2 protein-coding genes are annotated in these 3,457 nt (G+C 52.0%); both read left to right on the top strand.

Features of this window, described 5'->3' with window-relative positions; all coding sequences use genetic code 11:
- The first annotated feature begins 276 nt into the window (after window positions 1-276).
- On the top strand, window positions 277-567 hold the full coding sequence (locus GXX57_06755) for a hypothetical protein (protein ID HHV44349.1): 291 nt from the start codon (window positions 277-279) through the stop codon (window positions 565-567).
- 22 nt (window positions 568-589) lie between these two features.
- On the top strand, window positions 590-3,025 hold the full coding sequence (locus GXX57_06760) for a hypothetical protein (GenBank protein HHV44350.1): 2,436 nt from the start codon (window positions 590-592) through the stop codon (window positions 3,023-3,025).
- The last annotated feature ends 432 nt before the right edge of the window (window positions 3,026-3,457 follow it).

Raw genomic sequence — 3,457 nt, forward strand, 5'->3', positions numbered from 1 at the left:
AGTCTCACGCATTCCGTATAAGCGGCGCGAAACGCATTACGAAGGGAATTTAGCAGACAAAGCTCAAGCTCTTGCAGGGAAAACCCGATTCGTGCTCGAATTTCTTGCATACGAGAGACTCCTTTCTAATTCTTTTTTGGCTATCTCCATGTATTGGAGACGGAGTCTCTCGATTCCTTCTCTATGCCCTCATCTTTCAATGGACCCGCGGTCTTCTATTTTTTCCAGGCCTTGCCAATCCCCACAAACTTTTGACTCATACCCACGGACCCCAAGGTGATCCCACTGAAACCCAATACATCTTACACCGTCTCTTTTGCTTTCCAACAACGTTCCGGTCGGACCCGGGGCAACTATTTTTACGTGTACGCCGGTTCAAAAACCGCAGGCCCGGACCATCAACTGGGCTTCACCCGCTGGCTAGACCTTGACGATGGACAGGTACGTTACAAGACCTTCAGCTTCACCACGGGAGATTACGACGATTACCAAATCATCTGGGGAATCCATAACGGCGGTAGCTGTCTCCTTGATGAGGTGATCATCATTGAAAACGGAAGTAACTGATAATCCCAAGGAGGTTTCGTAGATGCGTCCCTGGTTCCAAGGAGTGCCTGTGCTTTTGTTTCTCAGTCTGTTTTTCATTCCATCTTTGGCCGGAGGAGAAGCAAACATGATCGCCCTTACTACAGAAGGATTGACTCTACAACTATCCACCAGCAATGGTCAGATCCTTGGCCTAGAGCTCTTTGAAAAAGGCTGCCCCCTACTACCCGACATCCCCGGTGGTTTCCGTATTGTCGATGCGGCAACAGGGCAAGCACAAAGGGTGACCCTTCCTTTGGTCTTTTCCGGGGAACAATGGATCCAAGAGGGCGCCTTGGGGGATCTGGAAATAGGGTTGAAAATGAGCTATGAACCGGGTCCCCTATATATTCGCGTCCACGGGTGGCTTGAGGACTTATCCAGAACTGATCGTATGCTCCTCGTGGAGTTTTCCCTACCCCTGGATGCCACCGGTTGGCAGTGGGGCGACCATCTAGACGTCAGCCGGCCCATCACTCCTGGCGCAACGTATGACAATGTAGGCAATCTAGCGGGACACCCCATGAACATTTATCCTTTCAGCGCCGTGTATAACTCCACCCAGGGCCTGGCGCTTGGAATTCCCTTGGATACGCCCCGAGTGTTTCATATCCGCTACGACCATACCGAGAGGGATCGGGTGGGGTACGTCATAAGTTTTCCCCTGGCTCTTACCCAGGACACCAAAGACTCTCCCGGCCAAGGGGAATTTGAGTTCATTATCTACGGATTTGCGGGCCAGTGGGGGTTCCGGGCCGCAGCCCAAAAGTACTATGACTCCTTTCCCGAATACTACGTACGAAGGGTAACGGAAGCGGGTAATTGGCTCTTCCTGCAAGATTATCGGGGCATACCCGCCTTAGGAGATTTTCGCCTCAAGTTCAACGAAACACCAGTAGATTACCAGATGGACCAAGTGCAAGGCATCGTCTCCTTCCGTTACACGGCCCCTTCGGAAAAATCCATTGCCTGGCTGGAGAGGGAAAGGGAGCCAGAACCTACGAAGAAGGAGTTCTTGGCTCTGTTGGAGCGCTCCGTAGAGGCACCGGACGAGGTCCTGGATTACGATCACAAGATTGTTCCACTAAACTTTGCCGCCCGCTCCATCTTAAACTCGGGGATTTATGATCCCCAGGGGGAACTGTTTCCCTACGGATGGCACGCCTTCGGTCCCATGGTCTACTTTGCCGTAAACTGCGATCCAAGACTACCATCGCCCAATTATTTTGAGATCCAACTGGAACACCTTCGCTATGCGGAAAGGGAGGCGAGGGAGGCCGGGGGCGTACTGGGAGGGATCTATATCGACAACCTCGATTGGGCAGGGGGTCTGGTAAACTACCGCCGTGAACACTTCGCGACAGCCCAGACACCCCTTATCTGGGATCCCCAACGCCGGGTCGGTCAAGCGATGGCCTTGGTGCAACACCAATACGTTATGGAAATGGCCAAGATCGCCCGTCAAGAAAACAAACTAGTCTTGGGTAATATCGTCTTTCCGGAACGGGGCCTCTTTTTCATCCCCGGACTTGACATCCCCGCGGGGGAAGTGGGAACAGGTTTTGGCGAAGAAGAACGGGACTTCATGATCCGCCGTACCTTGGTCTACAGAAAGCCCTGGACGTTGTTACTTACCGAAGATCTCCCCTATGGGAGAATTGCCCGGTGGGATTACGCCCAACGGGAGGAACTACTAAAACTGAGTATGTTTTACGGCATTTTTGCCAACGTACTAGGACTGCGTCCCACTCCAGAGGAATGGGAGACCTATCGTCCCCTGTTCAGGAAGTATATGCCCATCATCCAGGCCTTGGACCGGGTCGGTTGGGCCCCCATAGCCTTGGCCACCTCTTCCACCGAAGATGTTCAGTTGGAGCGTTACGGAGACTTTCAGCATCAAGCCGGTTACTTTACACTGCGTAACAGCGGCGCAACACCCCACACTGCCCAAATCACCATTGACCTAAAAGCACTGGGGCTTCTGCAAAAAGAGGATATACTGGTCTTCGATCTACTGCAAGGTGTTTACTGTGAAAAACGAATGGAAGACACAAATCTTGTGGTGGAGTACTCCTTTAATGCAAAGGAAACTACCGCTTGGCTGGTGGGCACACCCTGGGGGATCTGGACAGAAGTGCGGGAAGAACTGCTCTACCAAGCCCAAAGAGCCCTGAAAGCCGCCACAACCTTGGGACAACGCTCCCCATTGTTGGTCAGCCTCAATGAACTAGAGGCTCTCCTGATCGCCGAGGTGACCAACCAAGAAGAACTGGCCGACCATCTACGAAAGATAGCCCACTTGGCCGAGGAACTAAAGCCTACCGTTGCCGAAGAAGTGCGTCGTTTCCGTAATCCCTACTTCGAACAGCACTTCCATGGTGAGATCCTATACCCTTTGGAGGTCATTACGGAGTGCATCGCCAGACTACAGCCCGCTTAGGCGGGCTGTCCCCTCATGGGGGGCGGAAAAGCCTCCAACACTTCTTTCGAACCCTCGGCTATTGACCCTTGACCCCTTTTCCACAGTTCTGAAAACCCTGCACTGTGGTGACTGCTAGTACTGTATCTCACCCGCTAGTGTTACGGCTCCAAGGATAACCCGCATCCAGTAAACCATCCGGCAGGCAATTAAATGTACGTTCATTAATGTACTACACTGAATTGTCTACTACCAGACCTAACACTAAGACTGTTCTATTGGCTGGATATGCCATTCTTTCCATCGGTGAGGGCGCTATCGAACCTGTATGAGTCAAAAGTTTGTGGGGATTGGCAAGGCCTGGAAAAAATAGAAGACCGCGGGTTCATTGAAAGATGAGGGCATAGAGAAGGAATCGAGAGACTCCGTCTCCAATATATGGAGATAGCCAAA

Source organism: Bacillota bacterium, assembly GCA_012839765.1.
Classification (GTDB): Bacteria; Bacillota; Limnochordia; order DUMW01; family DUMW01; genus DUMW01.